Origin of the sequence: Phycisphaera sp., from assembly GCA_025916675.1 — a bacterium.
Lineage (GTDB): Bacteria > Planctomycetota > Phycisphaerae > Phycisphaerales > UBA1924 > JAHCJI01.
The window spans coordinates 59075-74556 of sequence record CP098402.1 but is presented as its reverse complement, the minus strand read 5'-3'; the positions used below and the strand labels follow the sequence as shown (position 1 = coordinate 74556).

Annotated in this window: 13 protein-coding genes and 1 tRNA gene; 5 read left to right on the top strand and 9 right to left on the bottom strand. The window is 65.9% G+C overall.

What is annotated here, in order from left to right:
- Positions 1-2 precede the first annotated feature (2 nt).
- The 6 genes from NCW75_00305 to NCW75_00280 all read right to left on the bottom strand — a co-directional run bounded on the left by NCW75_00305 (position 3) and on the right by NCW75_00280 (position 9964).
- Positions 3-1967 carry a hypothetical protein gene (locus tag NCW75_00305; GenBank protein ID UYV12746.1) on the bottom strand — a complete coding sequence of 655 codons (1965 nt, stop codon included), beginning with the start codon at positions 1965-1967 and terminating at the stop codon, positions 3-5.
- Positions 1968-2050: 83 nt separating this feature from the next.
- A complete protein-coding gene (locus tag NCW75_00300; protein ID UYV12745.1) occupies positions 2051-4021 on the bottom strand; it encodes a hypothetical protein in 1971 nt (656 codons plus the stop codon).
- Positions 4018-5271: an ABC transporter ATP-binding protein gene (locus NCW75_00295; GenBank protein ID UYV12744.1), complete on the bottom strand. Its 1254-nt coding sequence runs from the start codon at positions 5269-5271 to the stop codon at positions 4018-4020. Before NCW75_00295 ends, NCW75_00300 begins: the two co-directional genes overlap by 4 nt.
- A gap of 24 nt (positions 5272-5295) precedes the next feature.
- Positions 5296-6771, bottom strand: coding sequence for an SPFH domain-containing protein (locus tag NCW75_00290; GenBank protein UYV12743.1), 1476 nt, complete (start codon positions 6769-6771; stop codon positions 5296-5298).
- Positions 6764-7783, bottom strand: a complete 1020-nt coding sequence (locus NCW75_00285; GenBank protein UYV12742.1) for an SPFH domain-containing protein — start codon at positions 7781-7783, stop codon at positions 6764-6766. The genes NCW75_00290 and NCW75_00285 overlap by 8 nt, the downstream gene beginning before the upstream one ends.
- Positions 7784-7846: 63 nt before the next feature.
- Positions 7847-9964: an SPFH domain-containing protein gene (locus NCW75_00280; protein UYV12741.1), complete on the bottom strand. Its 2118-nt coding sequence runs from the start codon at positions 9962-9964 to the stop codon at positions 7847-7849.
- A gap of 325 nt (positions 9965-10289) precedes the next feature.
- Here NCW75_00280 and NCW75_00275 point away from each other — a divergent pair, with 325 nt between their 5' ends.
- The 3 genes from NCW75_00275 to NCW75_00265 all read left to right on the top strand — a co-directional run bounded on the left by NCW75_00275 (position 10290) and on the right by NCW75_00265 (position 12497).
- The gene (locus NCW75_00275) at positions 10290-11645 is read left to right on the top strand and encodes an ABC transporter permease (GenBank protein UYV12740.1); all 1356 of its coding nucleotides are present in this window, start codon (positions 10290-10292) and stop codon (positions 11643-11645) included.
- 144 nt (positions 11646-11789) lie between these two features.
- Positions 11790-12098 (top strand): hypothetical protein, encoded by a 309-nt coding sequence (locus tag NCW75_00270; GenBank protein ID UYV12739.1) that lies wholly within the window; start codon positions 11790-11792, stop codon positions 12096-12098.
- 96 nt (positions 12099-12194) lie between these two features.
- Positions 12195-12497, top strand: a complete 303-nt coding sequence (locus NCW75_00265; GenBank protein UYV12738.1) for a hypothetical protein — start codon at positions 12195-12197, stop codon at positions 12495-12497.
- Positions 12498-12564: 67 nt separating this feature from the next.
- Here the strand turns inward: NCW75_00265 and NCW75_00260 are convergent, their stop codons facing one another.
- Positions 12565-13065, bottom strand: coding sequence for a hypothetical protein (locus NCW75_00260; protein ID UYV12737.1), 501 nt, complete (start codon positions 13063-13065; stop codon positions 12565-12567).
- Positions 13066-13183: 118 nt separating this feature from the next.
- Here NCW75_00260 and NCW75_00255 point away from each other — a divergent pair.
- Both NCW75_00255 and NCW75_00250 read left to right on the top strand, forming a co-directional pair.
- Positions 13184-13267: transfer RNA gene (locus NCW75_00255), tRNA-Leu, on the top strand.
- A gap of 137 nt (positions 13268-13404) precedes the next feature.
- Positions 13405-14253 (top strand): protein-glutamate O-methyltransferase CheR, encoded by an 849-nt coding sequence (locus tag NCW75_00250; protein UYV12736.1) that lies wholly within the window; start codon positions 13405-13407, stop codon positions 14251-14253.
- Positions 14254-14359: 106 nt separating this feature from the next.
- On the opposite strand, the gene NCW75_00245 is transcribed toward NCW75_00250, so the two are convergent.
- The gene (locus NCW75_00245) at positions 14360-14635 is read right to left on the bottom strand and encodes a hypothetical protein (protein ID UYV12735.1); all 276 of its coding nucleotides are present in this window, start codon (positions 14633-14635) and stop codon (positions 14360-14362) included.
- Between the two features lie 218 nt (positions 14636-14853).
- Positions 14854-15420, bottom strand: coding sequence for a DUF3553 domain-containing protein (locus NCW75_00240; GenBank protein ID UYV12734.1), 567 nt, complete (start codon positions 15418-15420; stop codon positions 14854-14856).
- Positions 15421-15482: the final 62 nt, after the last annotated feature.

Below are 15482 nucleotides of genomic sequence, written 5' to 3'. Positions count from 1 at the left end.
ATCTACTTCTGCTCCTGGTCGAGGTCCCGCCCGCGCTCGCCGAACTCGCGGTCGAGCATCGCGCGGAAGGCCGGCATGCCCTCGGGCTCGGGGAAGACCGTGTCGAAGCTGCGCCCATCGACGAACGCGTTGCCCTCCTCGTCGTCGAACAGCGGCTTGAATCGCATCACCATCTGGTCGTACGCCCACTTTCGCAGCTCGGGCGGCGCGTTGTAATAGCCACGCTGGGCAAGATCAATCTGGAGCAACGGCAAGATGTTGGCGAACACCTGCCCGACCACGAAGTCGAAGCGGCGGTCGAGGAACTCCATGCGTCCCGTGCCAGCGGCGCTCTCGCGGACCTGCTGCTCGGTATAGGCCGCGTGGTACTCCTTGGCGTACTGGATGCTCGACTCGAAGATCTCGTCATCGCCGCCGATCAGGCCGGTCAGGATCGCGTCGTTGAGCGAGCCCACGATCTCCTGGAGCGCCACCGAGGGCGAGCCCAAGCGGTTCTCCAGTTCGGCCCGCACGAACCGGTCGATGTCCTGCGCCAGCCACTGCGCCCGTCGCGGGTCGTTGAGGTTGGCAATATCGAAGTTCGCGAGTTCGTTCTTCATCTGCCTGGCACGTTCCACATCGCCGCGCCGATAAATGAACCGGATCGCGTCCTTCATCATGTTCTCGTAGCCCGCCGAATACGAGCTGTACGCCCGCTCCTCGCCGTCGTAGTAGCTGCGCTCGATCACGTCCCGCAGGATCTCGCCGTACACCGGGATGTACGCCGGATCGGGGATGCCAAGGTAGAACGGCCGCCGGTCACCACGGTTGAGCATCATGGCGTTGTAGTCGAACCACAGGCCGCCGGTGCGCCAGAGCTCCTGGATCGATTGGACCACGAGGCGATCGGTGTTGATGAAGTCGTAGTCCTGCAGGTTCACCGCATCGATGCGGGTCATGCCGCCCTCGACGCCCTTCTGGCCCCAGTACAACGCGTGGGACGCGGGGTGGCGCCAGTCGAGCGGGCCATAGGTACTGGTGTACCGCAGCATCCGCCGCGGCTCCATGTTAAAGTCCTCGATCAGCACCTTGCGACGCGTGAAGGCCAGCAGGTCCTCCAATGCCTCGGCGAACTCGGGATCGTGGACCAACTCGGTCGTGTCGCGGAATCGCTGGTCGCCCGATTCGCGCAGCTCGGGCCACACCGCCGAGGCCCGGGCCATGCGCACCCGCGTAGTCGTCTTGAGCAACTGCTGCCCGGTGGGATCGATGTCGAGCGCCGCCAGTCGATCGACGAGCTCGCCCACCTTCGGATTCTCTTCGATGACCCGATCCAGCGTCTCGGGCGCTTCGACGATGGGCTGCAGCCACTCCTCGAAGAGCGCGATTCGGACCTCACGCTTGTTGTTGCCGGGGTCGGGCATCGGCGGCGGGCCCAGGAGCTCGTGCCACTCGCCGGCCAGTTGCAGCTTGTAATACCAGTGCGCGTCGTCGGCAAAGGCCTGCACCTTGTGCAGGAACAGCCACGCCAGCTCCTTGTGCACCACCATGTCCGTCGGGTTGTGCTTGACGCCCTCCATCCGCAAGAGGTCGATGCCCTGGCTCACCCAGTTCCACCGCTCGGTCTCGGTGTTGGTGGTCACCGAAATGTTGTACGCCATGTTCCAGGCGTGGAAGGCCCACACCTGCGGGAAGCGCGGCTGCAACCGCGTGATCGCACGCGCCAGGTCGACCGCCTCGTAGTACTTGCCCTCTTCCTTGAGCTCGTTGGCACGGATCCACAGGATGTTCACGAACAGCCCGCGGAAGGCCCCCATCGCGATGCCCAGGGCCACCTGCGGGGGGTCGCCCTCTTCGGCGCGCTCGGTGTAGGTGAGCTTGTGGCGGCCGGCCGAGGCCGTGAGGTCGGCCGAGACCAGCCCGGACAGGCCGAGCAAGGCAAGGCACACCACCACGGCGATTAATTGCGTCAATCTGCCCTGCGGCATGGCTCAGCGCCTCCAAAGTTCTTCGGGCCTCGCAACGCGCCCACCACTGCTACGCCGGCCATTAGCTACCGGATCGCGCCGGGTTACTGCCCGGAATACATCGCCAACTCACGCGAGCGGAACACGAACCAGCCGGCCCCGAACAGCACCACACACCAGAAGCCCAGGACGACCATGCCCTGAGCCACGCTGCCCCAAGATACATACTCGCCCTGCACCAGCTTATCGGTTGGGTTCAATTCGGCGTACACGCGGAAGATCCAGATCACCGCGGCCGAGATTGTCTCGACCACCGCCAGGATGGCCGGCCCGATGCCCTCGCCGAAGAAAGGGTTGTACACCTCGAGCGAGTCTTCCAGAAACATCGCGCTCTCGGCCGCAAAGAACGCCCCGAACGCCACCAGGCAGGCCACCGGGAAGCTCAGCGCCGTCGAGGCGGCGATGGCCAGCAGCGACAGGAACGCCAGCTTGATCCAGAGCACCACCACCACGCGCACGAAGTTCATGCGATAGCTGCCCACGCTGTAGCTCAGCTCGAGCCCACCGGGCGGGAAGGTGATGGTCTTGGGGTTGCCCATGACGCCGATCTCGCCGTTTCGACCCTCAACGAGCGTCCCGTTGATGATCGTCAGCTCGAGCGTGCCGTCCTCGTTGATAGCCGACGGCGGGATGTCGTCGATGATGAGCGTCTGGGCGAGGCCCACCTCGCGTTCGTATTGGAACCCGCCCGCGTCGAAAAAGATGCGGTAGAACTCGTCGGGCAGGTTGGCACCCGACTCCACCCGGTACCGCAGCAGCAGCGGCGCGTCCTGCTGGGCGGCCTTCTCGAGCCCGCTGAAGGTGTACGTCTTGGGCTGGCCGGGATCGATCGATCGCAGCCGGATCGTAAAGTCCTTGTACAAATCATCGCGCACCTGCGTGCGGGTCTGGTCCTCCTGGACCATCTCGTTGAACGAGTCGAGCGCCTCGCGCTGCGTGATGAACTGGTCGACGATCGCGTCGAATTCCTCGCCATTCTTGGTGATCGGCATGTCGATGCCACGGGCCACACGGGCTTGCAGCACCTGGTTGTGCAGGATGCGCCGGTCCTCGCTGATGGCCCCGGACCCCAGCTCGACCCCACGCGCGACGTACGCCTCGCGTTCGCCGTCGGCCGGCTGCTGGCGGAGATACTCGGCGAACATGAAGATGCCCGCCCCGCACACCAGCAGCAGCGCCGCGTTGAGCGTGACCACGCCCAGCCACTTGCCCAGCAGGTACTTCCACACCGACACGGGCTTGGTCATGGTCTGCCAGATGATCCGATCCCGCTGCTCGAAGCTGAGCGTCGCCACCGAGAGCAGCAGCGTCAGGATCGCGATCATCCAGAACGCGCCGGCCGTGCCATATTGCAGGAACGACTGCATCCGATACCGCAGGGGCGTGCCCTCGTTCAGCAGCATCGGCACGGCCGCCAGCCCCAGGATGAGCAGCACGATGAAGACCAGCGAGATCTTCATGCGCACCGCCTCGGCCAGCACGTTCCGCGCCACGGCGAAGACCGGGCCGGAAGCGACCGACAGCAGCAGCCGGAGAATCTCCAAGACGGCGGTGAAGGCAAACGTCAGCAGCGTTGCGCCAATGATGATGTGCGCGAGCGCTTCAACGTTCGGACCGGCGCGCTCGTACTGGACCATCAAGAGCATCGGGCCCGCGATGAGCGCCACCCCGGCAAACAGCAACAGGTACGTCAGGTAAAGGCCAAGCCAGATGATGACCAGACTCAAGCCCAGGGCCAGCACGAGCCCCAGCGTGACGGCGACCGGGCTCCGGTCCTGGGCCAGCACGTTCTGGATGATTCTTTGCTGCCGCTCGATCTGGGCCCGCATCTCGGCATCTTCGATGGCCGACGTGTCAAAAAACTCGATGTTGTCACTGGCCCGCGCGTCCGAATTCGAGATCGCGAGGTACGTGATGCCCCCGGCGATCGCGAGAGCCAGCATCAGCACCGACGCGACGATCTTGAACCCGCGAGACTTCTGCAACCGGTCGATGCGAGCCCACAGCCGGCTCATCGCGCGCCGCCCCGCTTCTCGGGCGAATCGTCCGCATCGGGATCGTCACCATCGGGGTCGTCCATGAGCGAGCCGATCATGCCAAGGTCAACGGCCGGGTCAACCTCGGCCGCCTTGGGCTTGGGCTCGTCTTCGAGCAGGTCCTCGACCACGGCATCGTCGACGGCCTCGGGCTCGGCCGCGGCTTCGGGCGCAGTTTCCGCTTGCGGCTCGGGCTCCTCGCGAACAAGGTCGCTGATGAGCGCTTCGCCCTCGGCTGGCTTCTCGGCTTCCGTCTGCGACCGCAGGAAGTCCGCCGTCATGCCACCGTGCGTAGCCCCGGCTGTCTCCAGACGCTCGGCCTGGGCATCCTCAACGATCTTGAGGAACAGTTCTTCCAGCTTCTGACGCGGATGGGACACCCGCTGGACGGCCTTCGCTCCACCGCTGCGACGCCGGATGACCTCATCGATCTCGGCCAAGGTCTGCTCGTCGAGCGTGTCGGTTTCGATCGTGGTCCGGTCGGTGGCCTGGAGCAACTCGTCGCGTGTGCCCTCCTGGCGGATGCGTCCGCCGTAGAGCACGACCATGCGGTCGACTACGTCTTCAACATCGGCAAGCAGGTGGCTCGAGAGCAGCACGGTCTTGCCGCGGCGGCCCATCTCGACGATCAGGTCCTTCACCTGCCGCGTGCCGATGGGATCGAGCCCGGTCGTCGGCTCGTCGAGGATGAGCAAATCGGGATCGTTGATGAGCGCCTGCGCCAACCCGATTCGGCGTTGCATGCCCTTGGAATACTCGCGCACCTGCCGGAACTGTGCCGCCTTGAGCCCCACCATGTCGAGCAACTCGTCGATGCGCTTCTGGCGGGTGCTGTGGTCGAGCCCGAAGAGCCGCCCGTAATAGTCCAGCGTCTCACGCGCGTTCAAGAACGGGTACAAGTAGCTCTCTTCGGGCAGGTACCCGATGCGTTTCTTGATCCGCACATCGCTGGGAGACTTGCCGAATACCGCCACGCGGCCCTTGGTCGGCTTGAGCAAACCGAGCAGCACCTTGATAGTTGTGCTCTTGCCCGAGCCGTTGGGCCCGAGCAATCCGAAAATCTCGTGCGGCCTGATCTCGAAGGTCACGTCGGTGACCGCTCGGGCGCGCGAACGCATCCAGAAGTCTCGGAAGTTCTTGGTCAGACCCTGAACGGCGACGACCGGGCGGGCCGACTCGCTCCCGCCAGTCGTCATCCCGCTCTCCGTCTTGGTTGCCGTTTGCGTCATGCCAATACCCGTTCCTTCGTCGAATCAGCCGCCGAACTCACGCAGGTCGGTATCGGTCTGGAACTGTGCCTCTTGCTGGCGGCGGCGGCGGCGCTCGACCGCGTCCACGTTCAGCCGCTCCTGCGCGATCTCGTCGATCAGCCGACGGACGTCGGGGTCGGGGTTCACCAGCAGGTTGATCGGGCCGCGCGGCAGCATGATCACTTCCACGATGTCCCGCGACAGGAACCCCGTCATCATCCGCGACCAGTCGCTCTGCAGCACCAGTTCGGGATTCTCGCGGAACAACGGCAGCTTCGCCTGATACGACGCGAGGATCAGCTGGGCCGACAGGGCCGACTTCACCCTCAACTGCTCGGCGTTGTTGAGGATCTGCGAGACCTCTCCCGAGACCGCGAACGAACGCACCTCGCCGTCAATCTCGACCGGCTCGCCGGCCATGAGCTTGTGGATCCGATCCAGGATCACCTGCTGCTCTTCGGGCTCACCGAGTTCCACGGCAGCTTCGTACAGGTTGATCTGCTCAAGGATGGCCGGGGCCGCCGCACCCGCCACGCGGTTGAGCTCGTTGGACGCGAAGCTCTCGGCCTGGACGCGCCGCGTCTGCGACTGGCTCTCGGCGGTCTGCACCTCGGTGAACGCGCTCCACACGCTCAGCGGCGGCGTGCGTGCCCGCATCGACATCTGCTGGACCACGATGCCCGCGTCGATGGCCTCAAGGGTCTCTTGGGCGATGCTCTGGGCCCGGCCGGCCACGCCGCCCGCACCACCGGTCTCCCGCAGCAAGTCATCGATCGCCGTCGTCGACACCGCACGAATCACGCCCCGCGCGACCGCGGTCCGCACGATCTGCTCCTCGTCCGCCGGGGTGATGTTGCTGGCAAACTCCCGCGGGTCGGCACGCCGGTAAACCACCGTCCACTGCGTGTGGACGAGGTTCTGGTCGCTCGTGATCAGCGCGCCGTCACGCTGCGGGTCGAGCGATCGCTGCGGCGAACGTGCCAGCTCTTCCAGCGAGCGGCCGCGGTCACGATCGCTTATACGGAACCAGAACTCGGCCTCGAGCTGCACCGTCTGCTGGCCGGTCTGCACCCGCACGAGCTGGCTCAGCGGATAGGGCGGCCCCCACGTGATGCCCGACTGGGAGATCTCGGCCGAGGGGCGCCCGAACAGCACCTGGATGCCGGCCTCGCCCGCGTCCACGGTGCGGAAGCCGCTGGCGAAATAGATGACCACGAGCCCCACGATGGCGACCTGCAAGATGCGGTACATCGTGCGGAACGCGGCCGCCAGCGACTCGTTGGCCGCGTGCATGTCGTTGATGGCCTGCTCACCGGTATCGGAATCGGTGCGCAGACGCACCGAGGCCTCTCGCGTCGGTGCGGCGCTCGATCGGTCCTCACCCAGCGCGGGCAGCATCGCTTCGAGCGAGTCGCCATCGCCCGGCTTGCCACCCTCGGGCGTTGGGTTGCCCGGCCCCTTGTCGGTCGGATCACTCATCGCCTCGACCCTCCCGCGCTGCGTCGCCGTCCGCGTCCTCGCCAAGAAACACGTCCGTGCCGGGGATGTCGCCGGGCTCGTACGTCTGGAAGAGCGAGGGGTCCAGCAGGCTCAGGCCGGGCGTGTCGGTCGAGAACAGCAGCGTCGCACGGCTGAACATCGCTTCTTCGAGCAACTCGAGATTCTTCAGGTAGATGGCCAGCCCGGGCACCTCGGTCATCTGCTTGAGGTAGCGCGCCGCCTCCACGTCGCCACGAGCACGGATCTGCTGGGCCCGAGCTTCGGCAAACTCCAGGATCTTGCTCGCATCGCTCCGGGCCTTCGAGCGGATCGCGCCCGCCTCGCTCTGGCCGCTCTGCTGCAGGCCCGTCACGATCCGGGCGCGGTCCTGACGCATGCGTTCCAGCGCGGCCTCGGTCGTGGTCTGGGGCAGGCTCGTGCGAGCGATGCCCGCCTGCACGACCTCGATGCCGAACGCCCGCTCGCCCTGTCCCTCCAGGGTGTCCTTCATCTGCGCCAGCACGCGTCCTTCGAGCTCTTCGAGCTTCGAGGCCCCCTCGTCGGGCGTGAACAGGTCGCTCATGGAGTACGCGCTGAGTTCGGACATGGCGCTTCGGAGCGAGTCCTCGACAAGCGTGGCGGCGGATTTGTAATGGTCGGCCGCCCGCGGACCAGAATTGCTGAACCTGCGGTAGAACGTCCCGACCTCTTCGGGCTTCACACGCCAGATGGCGAACGCGCCGACGATCAGCTGCCGATCGTCGCGGGTCTGGTAGGTCTCGATGCGCGCCTGAGACAAACGGTTCGTCGTTTCGTACTTGGTCACGCTCTCGATGGGATAGAACAGCTTGCCTCGCAAGCCCGGCTCGACGATCTCCTGCTTGACCTCGCCAAAGCGTGTCACGACCGCCGCCTCGGTGAATCGAACGGTGAACGTCATCGCGTACACCACCAGGACGCCCACGAAGAGGATCGCCACGCCGAACGTTATGAAGAGCTTGGTCTTGGCCATGCCAGAAAACACTCCTGCTGCGTCGGACCCGCTACAGGCCCGCGGAATCACCGTCGCGAAAGGTCAGTTGTCGCCCGAAGACGGAGAGAAATCGTCCTGCAAGACAGCGCCCGACTGCCGGTCGTGCGTGCCGTCGAATTCAATGGACACGATGCCGCCGCCTGGCACGATCATCACGCGCTTCCCATCGAGCGCGCTGAAGAAGCGTTCGAGATAGAGCTGCGCCCGGAAGTAGGGGCGGTTGGCCCGGTCGGCCGTGGCCTGGCCCATGGCCAGCTGTGCCTCGCCCCACTGGCCCATGTGCCGCTCCCAACGCTGCGCCTGGGCATCGGCGATCAGCGAGGCCGCCTGCCCGCCCGCGTCGGCCAGCAAGCCGTCGATCTTCAGTTCCTGCTCGATGATGCTGTCTTCGAGCTGCTCGTCGAGTTCGGCGTCGCGCTGGGCCTGCAACCGACCCAGGGCGTCGATCTCGGCGACGATCTCGTCGGCCAGCTCGACCGAACCCACGACCTCGGTCAGCGAGCGGATCGCCTCGGCCTGGGCCGCGTTGAGCTGCGCCTGGTACTTCTGCTCCTGCTCGACCACCTGGCCGAACTGCAACGCCACCGCCGCCGGCGGCGATACGCCCGCCACGCCCACCGACAGGATACGAACCACCGGCTCGCCGTTCTGCTTGGGGTTGGCCGCGATGAACTCGCGCTCGAGCCGCTCGCGGATCTCGCCGGCCATCTCCGCACGCTTGGCCCCCAGCAGCTCGTCCACGCGTGTGCGAACGAGGTATCGCATCACGACCTTCTGCGTCAGGCGGTCGAGCATGTCCAGGTGCGCGCCGTCCTGAGTAAACAGGTCCCACGCCTCGACGTCGTCGATGGTGTACCGCACCGGAACCTCGACGCGCAGCATGCTCAAGTCTCGGCCAAACTCGACCTCCGAACCAGCCTCGACCTCACCGCGCGAGGGCTGCACGAGCATCGTCGACTCGTTCTCGGCCTGCAGGTTGGTCCACAGGTACGCGTTCACGTCGATCGCCCGCTTTGCGCTGGCACCAAGGATCTCGCGCACCGTGCTCGTGGAGTACCCCGTCAGCCTTGGCTGGCGATTATCGTCGCGCTCGTAGAACCCGGGAACCTCGATGCGATCGATCGGCCAGGGCAGCTTCGGTCGAAGCCCGGGTTGCACATTGGCCTGGACGACACGCCCGAAGCGCGTGTGGATGCCCTTCTGATCGGGTCGCACCACCACGAACGCCGACATAAACCAGACCAGCAGGCCCGCGAACAGCACCAGCACCCACGCGCGCCGCGTGAGCAGCCGGTACATCCAACTCCGAGACACCTCGTAGCCAAACTGGTAATCGATCGCCCCGCTGACCGACTCGGCCACCATCTCGGGCGCGGCAACCGGGCCCAGCAGCCGAGAGGCAAACGGCGGGCGGAACCCCTCGTCGGGCTTCCGCGGGCGATACAGCTCGAGCAGGAAGTTTAGGATCGCCTCGGCCCCGAACACCACGAGCAGGACGGGCGAGACGTAGAGCATCGCCCGGATCACGTCGTTGGTGCCGAGCTGGTCGACCACGTGGCCCACGCCGATCAGCAAGCCGAACAGGGCCGTGCCCGCCGCGATTGTCGCGCCGCCTTGCAGCGCCTGCCACGCCGGGCGTTTGGCCATGCCAGCCGTGTACCGGCTGAACATGAAGCCGATGACCGCGACCGCGAGGCCGATGGTCAAGCCGACCAGCTCATGCGGCGGGGCGACAAAATTATCAGGATCGGCCAGCTCCCTGCCCGGCAGGACGCGCAGGGCACCAGCCAGGATGAGCGCCGCGCCGAACACCAGCCCGATCGCGGGGATGGCGATCGTCCGGACCAGCTTCAGCCGCCGGCCGGCGACGCGCAGCCCGCCCTCGGCCTCGTCGAACACGGACGACGTCGCCGCGTCGGTGGCGGCGAACGCCTCGGCTTCCATCGCCTCGATGCGTTCGCGGCGGTGCTGGTCGAACAAGATCAGCAGCACGATCCAGGGCAAGAGGCCGATCAGCGCGAAGATCGCCCCGGTGATCGCCGTGGGCTCGCGGCCCACGATGCCGTACACCAGCAGCCCCACGCCGAACACGCCCTGGAACACCAGCCCCAGGATGCTGTGGCTGGCCGCACGCTTGTAGGTATTGAAATCACCCGACATCCAATGGTGCTCCAGACAATGACGCTCCAGCCAGTGCGGCCCCAGACAAGAACCTGCCCATTCTCACGCCCAGAGCCCGTGCTTTCCACACGCGCGTGGGTCGATCCGCAACTCGCTCTCTCGCCGCCCTCCCCAAGCCACGCCGATAGGCCAGAACCCGATAGGCGCACCAGGCAGCTACGAACCGCCACGCCCGGGGTTCGCACCCGGGGGGCAATAAAATAGCAGCCCGGACCGACCCCGAGGGCCATCCGGGGCGAATCATTGCCACGCTCGTCCGCCGCAAGCCCGAATCGGCAACCGATCGACCACGACGGGGAGGCCCATGCTCAGCCAGCTCTTCACCATCGCCCGCAACACCTTCGTCGAGAGCGTGCGTCAGCCCATCCTCCTGCTGCTGGTGCTCATCAGCGGGCTCCTCCAGATCTTCAACACCTGGACGGCCGCCTTCAGCATGGGTCGAAGCAGTTCGGCCGAGGTCTACGGCGACAATAAACTCTTGCTGGACGTGGGCTTAGCGACCATCTTCGGGGCCGGCGTCCTCATGGCGGCGTTCCTTGCCACCGCCGTCATCTCGAGCGAGATCGACCGCAAGACCATGCTCACCGTGGTCAGCAAGCCCATCGCCCGCGGGTGGGTCGTCCTGGGCAAGTACCTGGGCGTCGCCGGTGCCATCACCGGCGCTGTCATCATCATGCTGGCCTTCCTGCTGCTGGCCATCCGCCACGGCGTGCTCTCGACCGCCGGCGACCACCTCGACATGCCGGTCATCCTCTTCGGGTTCGGGGCGGTCATCGGGTCGCTGCTGCTGGCCGCAGCGGGCAACTTCATGTACGGCTGGTCGTTCAACCAGACCGCCGTCACCGCCATGCTGCCCTTGGTGCTGCTGGCCTATCTCGGCGTGCTGTTGGTCTCCAAGAAGTGGGAGATCCAGCCCATCACCACCGACCTCCCCTTCAAGATCATCACGGCGTGCTCGGCCATGGTGCTGGCCATCCTCGTGCTGGCCTCGGTAGCGACGGCGGCCTCCACACGGTTGGGCCAGGTCATGACCATCGTGGTCTGCGCCGGCGTATTCCTGGGCGGCCTGCTCTCGAACTACTTCCTGGGCCGCCAGGCCTTCAGCAATGACATCGTCGGCGTGGTCGCGCAGGCCCAGCCCGCCGAAACCGGCAGCGACGACCCCTCGAGCAGGGGGGCCATCATGGAGGTCACGCTCAAGGAGCCGCCCCGCATCGAAGTCGATCCGGGCGACCCCTTCTATTACGGCCCCAACCCCAACGGCATGGCCCTGGTCACCGGCAATTTCGAGCCCTTCGAGGGCGACCATACCGACACACCCACCCTGTTCGAGGCCGGCACGCCCACCGGCCTCGTGATTCTGGACGCCGACGGTAAACGGCTCACGGTGCAAAATATCGGACGTAACCCCCTCGGCCTCTTTCGTGCTCCAGAACGCGAAGACTACGTCTTTACGACACCGACCCACGTCGAACCGCTCGCGGCCACCCTGTGGGCCGTGGTGCCAAACATGCATTACTACTGGCTGCTCGACGCCGTCACGCAGAACAGGGACGTGCCAACCTCGCACCTACTCAAGATCGCCGGTTACGCCGTCTTGCAGATCGGCGCGTTCCTGTCGCTCGCGATCGCGCTGTTCCAACGCCGGGATGTAGGGTAATCCCGCAAAACCGCTGGCCACGATTTGCGTAGCATATTCCTGTCAGGGTCCGACTAAAATCAGCGGTCGGATGGCGGTCGTTCCCGCCGTACACGAAAGCCCGGGCTATCCAGTTCCCGGCACGAACCGAATCGGAGGCTCCCCATGTCATCACTTCTCGACGGCATCGATGTCGCGGACAACAGCAGTTCTTCCAGTTCCTCCGGCGGCCCCAACCCGAAGGTCATCAAGGGTGCCATCGCGGGCGTGCTATTCCTGCTCGCCGCCGTCGTCCTGGCCATGAACTTCGGCATCATCCCCGCCCCGTGGGGTGGAGATTCCGTCACCAACAAGCAAGGCGAGTCGGTTGAATACGTCCCGCCGTCTGATGCCGAGGTGAAGGAGCACACCGAGAGGCTCAAGCAGGAAGAGGAAGAATTCATCCGCCGCGGCGGAACCATCGGCGGCTCCTGAGATCACACCGGCCGGGTTGTGTCCGACCGATAGCTTGAGCAGCCCGGATCCCACAGCGGACCGGCCAACACCGGCCCCTCGCGAGGAGGTTATCTGATGTCTTCATTGCTCGACGGTATCGATGTCAAGGATCCGAGTACCCAGAAGCCGAAGTCGTCGGGTCCGAACCCCAAGGTCATCAAGGGCGCCGTCGCCGGCGTGCTGTTCGTTGTCGCCGGCGTGTTTATTGGCATGCAGACCGGGCTTATCCCTTCGCCGTTTGGCGGGCCGGTTCGCAACAGCCAGGGTCAGGTCGTGACGCCAACCCCGGCGCCGCAACAGACCGAGGCCGAGCGGCAGAAGCTGGCCGAAGATCAGCAGAAGTTTATCGAAGACGGCGGCTCGATCGGCGATTCGTGAAGCCGCACCGGGCGGAACCAGCCCGGCGGCCGATCTCCAAACAGAAGCCACGCTGAGCCCGTCACAATTACTCTTCGTCGTTCTCGGCGTTCATATCACCAAGCTGGCGGAAGCACGCCTCGTAGCCAAGCAGCAGCAACGCCACGGCGTTGCTGCTGTTTTCGCTGTCGAACGCGTCGGCCGGCACGTTCGCGGGTGAGCGGAACGTGAACAGCATGTCGTCGGACCGGAAGTGCTCGAAGGTCGGCCGCGGGCCCTCGTAGCCCAGGTCGACCATCTCCTCTTCGATCAGTTCGTCGAGCTTGTCGCCCGAGTGGACCAGCTCGGCCTCGATCGACTCGCTCTGCCACCTGTCGGCCATCTCGAGTGCGACCCACACCTTGCCACCATCCCAGCGCACGCGGTACCAGGCCTGCTCGGCCGACCCATCGGCCCGGCAGTCGAGCCGGCCATCGGCCACCTCGCAACTAGCGAACACGCCGGCCTTGTCGGCCTTCTGGCGGACGTTGTCGAGCAGGGTGGCGAAGGCCGCGGGGGCGGCGCTGGAGGTCGATCCGGACTGGGGCATGGGCCCTCCTCAGGCTTGGTCGGCGGTGCCGAGCGTGCGATGCGCATGGTACGCTCGACAGCCGACGGCTCGGTCGCTATGCTCACCCCGCGCCGGGAATCCCGGCTCGCCCCTCTTTGCCCAGGTGGCGGAACTGGCAGACGCGCTACCTTGAGGTGGTAGTCCTGGAAACAGGGTGGAGGTTCGAGTCCTCTCCTGGGCATTTCTCTGGCCGCTGGCCCGTCCGATAGCCGGACACCGGCCCCCGCACAACCCGATCGACCACTCCAGATCAACCCCGGTGCTTTTCGGACCGATGGTTTGGTATTGGGCCGCGCGCCCATCGATAGGGAGCCCGTCATGTCCAGCACCAAGGCCACGCCCGTCCTGAGCGACGCCGACTTCGACGCCCTCGCCAGGATCGTCCACGACCGCGCGAGCGTCCGACTCGACCCCGAGCAACGCGAGGGGTTGCAATGCCGCCTGGTGGGCCGCCTGCGAGAGCTGGACCTCGACACGTTCGCCCAGTACGCCAAGTTCCTCTCGATGGGGCCCTACCAGCACGACGAGTTCCAGGAACTCCTCACACGGCTCGACCCGAGCGAACCGGCCTTCTTCGACCACCAGGCCCAGATGGAGGTCTTCCAGCACACTGTGCTGCCCGAGCTGATCGAGGCCCGCAAGGACACCAAGCACCTGCGCCTCTGGTCGGCTGGGTGTGGCAACGGCGCGGAGCCCTACACGCTGGCCATGATCGTCCACAACACCCTGGGCGTGCGCGTTGGGGATTGGCATATCGAGATTCTGGGCACCGACCTCTCCGAGCGGCGCTTGGCCATCGCCAACAGCGGCACCTACGACACCGCCGCACTGCAAGCCACGCCCGACCACCTCAAGCGACGCTACTTCAAGCAGAACGCTAGCAACTGGGTGCTCAGCGACGACATCCTGCAACTCGTCGGCCTCGAGCCCCACAACCTGACCGACCGCTTCGGCGCGAGGCAGTACGGCACGTGGGACGCCATCTTCTGCCGCGACACACTGTCGCGCTTCGATGACGACACCCGGCGGCAGGTGCTGGGCACCTTCCACGACCAGCTCGCCGGCGATGGCACCTTGTTCGTCGGCCCGAACGAGATCATCCAGCCGGGCCAGCCGCCGTTCGTCGCGCGAGCCGAGTGTGATGGTGCGGGGTATAGCAAGGGCTGAGCCGATCAAAAAACGCGCCCGACCCACGTCTGGATCGGGCGCGCGAAGGGCAAGGCGCCGGGCCGCCTTTCGGCGGGTGGGCACGTGTCTGCAGCGTCGGGGCTTCTTACTCGCCCGCCTCTTCGCCGGCCGAGCGGGCCAGCATGTCGCGGAGGTAGCGGTTCTCGCGGCGGGTGGCTTCCAGATCGAACACGAGGTACTTCACGCTCAGGCGGAGGTAGTCGAGGGACTCCTGCATCTCGCCGATGGCCTTCTTCACGCGGTCGTGGCGGGTCTTGGTCTCGTCGGCGAGCTGGCGGAGGCGATCGCGCTCGCCCTCGGGCATGTCGTTGATCTTGGTGAGCAGCTCGCCGAGCCGGGTGTGGAAGTCGCGATCGTTCATGGTGGCCTCCGTCGTTCGTATCTCTGCGTGTTGTCCGCCCCCGCGGCCTGTGCCAAATACAGATACAACCGCCGCGCCGCCATGCCAACCGCCGGGCACCAATTGCGCTCAGTCCAATAAAAACCGCCCTGACGACTTACCAGGGCGGTTCTCGGTCCATCTGTGACGGCTGGGCGAAACGGGGCCTCGTGGCCGCGTGTCCCGGCTGTGGTGCCCGGTCAACGCCGGACGTTGCGTCCGCGCAACACGTCCTGGGCGTCGTTGGGCATCTGCAACGCGATCCGGCGGAACTCGGCCTCGTTCTCGTGCTTCATCGTGCGGCCAAGATTTCGAAGGTGGTCTTCCAGGGCCCGCCGGAACTGGACGAAGGCGTTCTCGATCTCGTGGCGGGGAAGCTCCGATAACGGATCGACCAGCCCCGTCTGCGTCGCGGCCCAATCGATGAGCGAGCCGCCGCCCCCGTGGAAGCGGAACATGGCCCCTGTATCACGGAATCGGTCGGGCAAGGGCCGCAGGGCGTCAAGCAGGTGCTCGGGCATGGCGATCATGCTGGCGATCAGGGCGGCGGGCTGGAGGTTGACCGGGCCGCCCTCGGTGGGTGCGAGTGCGGGCGAATCGATCACTTCCCGCACGCCCGCTCGGGCGAAGCGGATGCGGACCTTGCGGGTCGGCTCGCTATCGATGATCGTGGAGATCACGCTCAGCACCTCGCCGTGCCCCCACTCGGGACGCGTCGACAGGCGGACGCGGTCGCCCTTCTTCACTTCGGCCACGCTGCTTTGCACCCCTGCCCTCCTCGGCTCTGGGTCTTCGGAGCCGATGGTAGCTCCCCGAACTGGGGGCTGGC